This is a genomic window from Streptomyces sp. CRN 30, from assembly GCF_034105845.1.
Genome location: NZ_JAVRHI010000555.1, coordinates 24,767 through 31,329, shown reverse-complemented (window position 1 = coordinate 31,329; position 6,563 = coordinate 24,767). Strand labels below are relative to the sequence as shown.

The 6,563-nt window shown below is 69.3% G+C and carries 4 protein-coding genes; all 4 read left to right on the top strand.

The window, feature by feature from the left end; translation table 11 throughout:
* The coding region (locus tag UW392_RS64665; RefSeq protein ID WP_320784831.1) for a phosphopantetheine-binding protein at positions 1-427 on the top strand (427 nt) is incomplete at its 5' end.
* Positions 428-511: 84 nt separating this feature from the next.
* A complete protein-coding gene (locus UW392_RS64660; protein WP_320784830.1) occupies positions 512-1,453 on the top strand; it encodes a TauD/TfdA family dioxygenase in 942 nt (313 codons plus the stop codon).
* 104 nt (positions 1,454-1,557) lie between these two features.
* Complete coding sequence (locus UW392_RS64655; protein WP_320784829.1) at positions 1,558-6,243, top strand: non-ribosomal peptide synthetase; 4,686 nt, start codon at positions 1,558-1,560, stop codon at positions 6,241-6,243.
* Positions 6,244-6,305: 62 nt separating this feature from the next.
* A complete protein-coding gene (locus tag UW392_RS64650) occupies positions 6,306-6,560 on the top strand; it encodes an acyl carrier protein (RefSeq protein WP_320784828.1) in 255 nt (84 codons plus the stop codon).
* The last annotated feature ends 3 nt before the right edge of the window (positions 6,561-6,563 follow it).

Below are 6,563 nucleotides of genomic sequence, written 5' to 3'. Positions count from 1 at the left end.
CAGTGTCTCGGACCGGCTGCGGCTCACCCTGCCCGATCACATGGTGCCCGCGGCCGTCGTCACCCTGGACACACTGCCACTGACACCCAACGGGAAACTGGACCGCAAAGCACTCCCGGCACCCGACTACACCCCCACCACCACCCCCACCCGAGCTCCGCGCAACAGCCGCGAGGAGGCGCTCACCGGTCTCTTCGCCGAGATTCTCGGCCTGGAGTCGGTCGGCATCGACGACGACTTCTTCGCTCTCGGCGGTCACTCACTGCTCGCCACACGCCTCATCGGCCGCATCCGTTCCGCCCTCGGCGCAGAGGTCGACCTGCGGACGGTCTTCACCAAGCCGACGGTGGCGGAGTTGGCCGAGAGCCTCAAAAGTCCGGGGAGGTCCAGGCCCAAGCTGCGGCCGCGGTCGCGCGGGACCACATGAGCAGGGTCTGGGTGGCGGCGAACACCCGGACACCCGGACATGGCGCCGAGAGTCATGAGTCATAAGGAACAGAGGAGACGTGGCGTGAGCGAGTCGAACGAGTGGACGCCCCATGTGGTGACGCCGGACACCGCCGGGGTGGCGCCGAACCATGAGGGGCTGCTGACGGCGATCAGCGACACGGCGAAGACGGCCGAACTGCTCCTCGCGAAGAAGGCCCTCGTCTTCCGCGGCTTCGGCACGACTCAGGAGCAGGTCGGCTCGGCGCTCGACCATCTCCTGCCGAACCGCCTCGCCTATGTGCACGGCAACTCGCCCCGTACCAAGGTGGGCAGCAACGTGTACACCTCGACCGAGTATCCGGCCGAGTTCACCATCTCGATGCACAACGAGCTCTCCTACGCCAGCCGGTGGCCGTCCCGGCTCGCCTTCTATTGCGAGCGTCAGCCGGTCACCGGGGGCGCGACGCCGGTGGTCGACGGCACGGTGTGGCTGAACTCCCTCGACGAGGACGTCAGGGCCGCCTTCAGCAAGGGCATCCGGTACACGCAGAACCTGCACGGCGGGGCCGGCTTCGGCAGAAGCTGGCTGGACACCTTTGAAACCTCCGACAAGGACGCGGTGGAGGCGCACCTCGCGGACGCCGATGTCACCTGGGAGTGGAAGGCGGACGACGGCATCCGCATCACGCAGCTGCGCCCGGCCACCGTGCGGCATCCGGTCACCGGCAGCGAGGTCTGGTTCAACCAGTTCGACCAGTGGCACCTCGCCGGTCTGGACGCCGACACCGCGACGATGCTCTCCGAACTGATGCCGGAGGACGAGCTGCCGCAGTCAGTGACGTTCGCCGACGGCACGCCCATTCCCGATGAGTACGTGGCGCACGTACGTGACAACGGTCTGGCTGCGGCCGTGGACGTGGACTGGTACGACGGCAATCTGCTGCTGATCGACAACGTGGCCGTGGCACACGGCCGCCGTCCGTACACCGGGCCGCGCCGTGTCCTGGTGGCGATGTCCGGGTGACCTGAACTTCTCCGGATCCGGATCCGGATCCACGTCGCGCGGGACAGACCGGCTCCAGAGCCGCTGCCATGACATGCATGACATGAGGGGAACGCAAAGAGACTATGGTGCCGTTGTCGTTCGCGCAGCGTCGGTTGTGGTTCCTGTATCGCCTTGAGGGACCCAGCGCGACGTACAACGTGCCTGTGGTGCTGCGTCTGTCCGGTGCCCTGGACGTCGATGCTCTGCGGGCCGCGCTGCACGATGTCGTGGCGAGGCACGAGGCCCTGCGCACCGTCTTCCCGGACAACGACGGCCAGCCGTATCAGGACGTCCGCCCGGCTGCCGAGGCACGGCCGGTGATGGACGTGGTGTCGGTTTCCGAGGTGGAGCTGGCCGGTGCGGTGGACCGCGCCGTGCGTCACCCGTTCGACCTCGCCACCGAACTGCCCCTCCGGGCGACCCTTTTTGCTGTCGATGACTGTGCTGATGAGCATGTACTGGTCTTGGTGATGCACCACATCGCCGGGGACGGCTGGTCGATGGGCCCGTTGGCCCGCGATCTCAGCGCCGCCTACACCGCCCGCCGGGCCGGCGGCCCCCCGGCCTGGACGCCGTTGCCGGTGCAGTACGCCGACTACACCCTGTGGCAGCACGAACTCCTCGGTGACGAGAACGACCCGGACAGCCTCCTGTCCACTCAACTCGCCTACTGGAAGCAGGCTCTGGCCGGGTTGCCTGAGCGCGTCGAGTTGCCGACGGACCGTCCGTATCCGGATCAGGCCGGGCACGACGGCGGTTCGGTTCCCGTGCGGATCGATGCCGGGCTGCACCGGGCGCTGACGGGTCTGGCGCGTTCGCGGCAGGCGACGGTGTTCATGGTGTTGCAAGCTGCGGTGGGTGTGCTGCTGCATCGTCTCGGCGCGGGCACGGACATTCCCGTCGGTACTCCGGTCGCCGGACGGGGTGAGGAGGAGCTGGACGACCTGGTCGGGTTCTTCGTGAACACCCTGGTCCTGCGCACCGATGTGTCCGGTGATCCCACCTTCGCCGAACTCCTCGACCGTGTCCGTGAGACGGATCTCAACGCCTACTCCCATCAGGACGTGCCCTTCGAGAGTCTGGTCGAGGCGGTCAACCCGGCCCGGTCCCTGGCCCACCACCCGCTCTTCCAGGTCATGCTCGCCCTCAACAACACCCCACGCCCGGCGGCCGGGTTCGGCGAGCTCGAAGTGACCCCTCAGGCCGTCCGTTCCCAGTCCGCCCGGATGGACCTGTCCGTCAGTCTCGCCGAGCAGCACGACGCCGACGGCAGCGGCGCCGGGATCAGCGGTGTGATCTCCTACCGCACCGACCTGTTCGACCACGGCACGGTCGTGGCCATGGCCGAGCGGCTCGTCCGCGTGCTCAGCAGCGGCGTCGCCGACCCGGAGCGGCGCGTGGGATCGTACGACCTGCTGTCGGACGACGAGCGACACCAAGTACTCGAAGAGTGGAACGACACGGCCACGCCGCATCTGGCCGGTACCGCTGTGGAGTTGTTCCAGGAGCGTGCGGTGGCGGTACCCGGTGTGAGCGCGCTCAGTGCCGGCGGCGTCGACGTCTCGTACGCGGACCTCAACGCCCGCGCCAACCGCCTGGCCCGGCTCATGGTCGAGCGGGGCGTAGGCCCCGAACACATCGTCGCCCTCGCCCTTCACCGGTCCCCGGACCTGATCACCGCCCTGCTCGCCGTGCTCAAAGCGGGCGCCGCCTATCTTCCGCTGGATACGACCTATCCGGGCGACCGCATCCGCTTCATGCTGGAGGACGCCCGCCCGAGCCTCGTCCTTGCCCACTCCAGCGCCGGTGAACTCCTGTCGGAACAGGACGGCACGGACGTCGTCCTCCTCGACGACCCCGCGGTCCGGGAGCACCTCGCGGGCCTGGACACGTCCGACCTCACCGACGCCGACCGGGCCGGCGCCCTGGACCCCGCGCACCCGGCGTACGTCATCTACACCTCGGGCTCGACCGGAACCCCCAAGGGCGTCACCGTCCCCCACCGGGGTCTGGCCAACTTCGCACTCGCGCAGAGCGAGCAGTGGGGGATCGGGGTCGGCTCCCGGGTGCTGCAGTTCCTGTCGCCCAGCTTCGACGCCGCAGCGTCGGAGTTCTTCACCGCGCTGCTGACCGGCGGCACCCTGGTGCTCGCGGAGGCGGACCGGCTCACGCCCGGACCCGATCTCCTCGACCTGCTCCGTGACGAGAAGATCACGCACTGCACACTGGTGCCGTCGGTACTGCGGGTGCTGTCCGAGGCGAATCTGCCGGGCTCCCTGACGCTGATCGTCGGCGGTGAGCCCTGCGGTCCGGAGATCGTGGAACGCTGGTCCGCGGGGCGGAAGATGTTCAACGCGTACGGGCCGACGGAGATCACGGTCTGTGCGACCTTGAGTGACGCCTTGTCGGGTGCGGTGGTGCCGCCGATCGGCCGGCCGATCGCGAACGTACGCACGTACGTCCTGGACGAGGGGCTGTCTCCGGTTCCGCCCGGTGTGCCCGGTGAGCTGTACGTGGCCGGGGCCGGTGTCGCGCGCGGCTATCTCAACCGGCCGGGGCTGACCTCGGAGCGGTTCGTCGCCGATCCCCACGGTCCCGCCGGATCCCGCATGTACCGCACAGGGGACTTGGTGCGGTGGAACCGGGACGGCACGCTGCAGTTCCTCGGCCGCGCGGACCACCAGGTGAAACTGCGTGGCTTCCGTATCGAACTCGGCGAGGTCGACGCCGCGTTGACGGCCTGCCCCGGTGTCGCGACCGCCGCCGCCGTCATCCGTGAGGACCGGCCCGGTGACCGGCGCCTGGTCGGCTACGTCGTGGCCGACGGGCCCGTGGACGTCGCTCAGGTGAAGAAGGCCGTCGGCGCGCGGCTGCCGGAGTACATGGTGCCTACAGCCGTGGTGCTGGTGGAGACGCTGCCCCTGACGCCGAACGGCAAACTGGATCGCAAGGCACTGCCCGCACCCGACTATGCGCCGGCCACCCGCACACGCGCCCCGAGCACTCCGAAGGAGAAGATCCTCACCGCCCTCTTCGCCGACGTCCTCGGCCTCGACCCCGACCGTGTCGGCGTCGACGACGGCTTCTTCGCCCTGGGCGGCGACAGCATCAGCTCCATCGTCCTCGTCAGCCGCGCCCGCGAACAGGGCCTCGACCTGACACCCCGCGACATCTTCCAGCACCACACGGCCGGACGACTCGCCGCCACGACGCAGGTAGCCGAGGACCGCGACGGCGCGTCGAAGGGGGACGACGGAACCGGCTCGGTGCCACTGACACCCGTCATGCGGTGGCTCGTCGAGACCGGTGACGCGTACGAGGCGTTCTTCCAATCGCGTCTGGTCCAGGTTCCCGCGGGTGTCGGACACGACCGACTGGCGGACGTCCTGCAGTCCCTCATCGACCGGCACGATGTCCTGAGGGCCCGTCTGACGCGGGACGAGGACGGGGATGACTGGGCCCTGCACATTCCTCCGCCGCGGAGCCCGCACGCGCTGACGGCCGACGCGGCCCTGACCCGAGTGGACTGTGCCGGCGGGACCGCGGCCGAGCGCGAGCAGTTGCTGGCCGAGCATGCCGGCCGGGCGCGGGGCCGTCTGGCACCGCGTGACGGAGTCATGCTGCAGGCCGTCTGGTTCGACAACGGGCCGGACGAACCCGGCCGACTGCTGCTGACGATCCACCATCTCGTCGTGGACGGCGTGTCCTGGCGGATTCTCCTGCCCGACCTCGCCGCCGCGGGTGCGTCGGTACTCGCCGGCCGCACGCCGGAGTTGGCGACGGTTCCCACCTCCTTCAAGCGCTGGGCGGAGCAGCTCCACGCGCGCGCGGGTGAACACCAGAGCATCGCCTCCCTGGGGCACTGGACCGAGAGCCTGTCCGTCGTCGAACCTCCCGTCGGTAAGCGGAGGGTGGGCGCACCCGGCGACACGGCGGCGCGGCTCGACACTCTGCGCGTGACCGTTCCGGTGGAGTTGTCGGAAGCGCTGCTCACACGGGTGCCCACCACGCTGCACGCGGGCGTCGAGGACGTACTCCTGACGGCGTTCTCACTCGCCCTGGCCCAGTGGCGGACCGCGCACGGTGTGCCGAGTGCCTCCGGTGCTACGTCCGTCCTGGTCGATGTCGAGGGGCACGGGCGGGAGGAGCTGTTCGCGGACGCCGATACCTCACGGACGGTGGGCTGGTTCACCGCGGTCGCTCCGGTGCGGCTCGATCCGGGCCGGGTGTCCTGGGGCGAGGTCCTGCGCGGCGGGCCGGCCGCCGGGCGGATTCTGCAGCGGGTCAAGGAGCAGCTTCGCGCCGCGTCGGAGCTGCGGGTCGACTACGGGCTGCTGCGCTATCTCAACCCCGAGACAGCGCCGGTGCTCTCCGCGCTACCCGGCGCGCAGGTGGCGTTCAACTACTTCGGCCGGGTCGGCCTGCGTCGGTCCCACACCCAGGGTGACTGGCAGCAGGTGAGCGGCGACGCGCCCACCGGTGGACTCGACCCCCGGATGCGTCTCACGCATGCGCTCATGGTGAACGCGGCAGCGACGGACGGCCCGTCCGGCCCGGAACTGTCCGCGACGTGGTCATGGCCGCGCGACGTCCTGGTGCTCGCGGATGTGAAGCGGCTCAGCGAGGGCTGGGTCACGTTCCTCAAGGCGTTGGCCGCGCACGCCGACGGTCCCGACTCGGTCGGCCGGACGCCCTCGGACCTCTCCCTCGTCAGTCTCAGCCAGAGCCAGATCGACCGGCTTGAGAAGAAGTGGCGCGGAAGGCGGTGAGGCCCTCACGGGCCACGGCCGCCGCCCTGTTTTGATCATGCGAGTAGGAGTGTGATGTCGCAGTGACTGCCGTCTATGAGGACGAAGCCGTTCGATCCCGTGTTCTCGAATTCCTGTCGCGGTACGTGGACGACCCGGCGGAGCTGGAAGGCATACAACTGATCACCGGTGGGGTGCTCACCTCGCTGGCGACTGTCGCGCTCGTCAGTCACCTCGAGAAGGAGTTCGGCATCGGTATCGATGACGACGACCTGGAGATCGAGAACTTCGACACCCTGGACAGCATCGTGCGGTTCGTGCGGGGGAAACAGCCATGACAG

What these genes read in the sequence shown, in the direction of transcription:
- UW392_RS64655 (WP_320784829.1), top strand. Translation starts at nt 1,558, where the DNA reads ATGGTGCCGTTGTCGTTCGCGCAGCGTCGGTTGTGGTTCCTGTATCGC.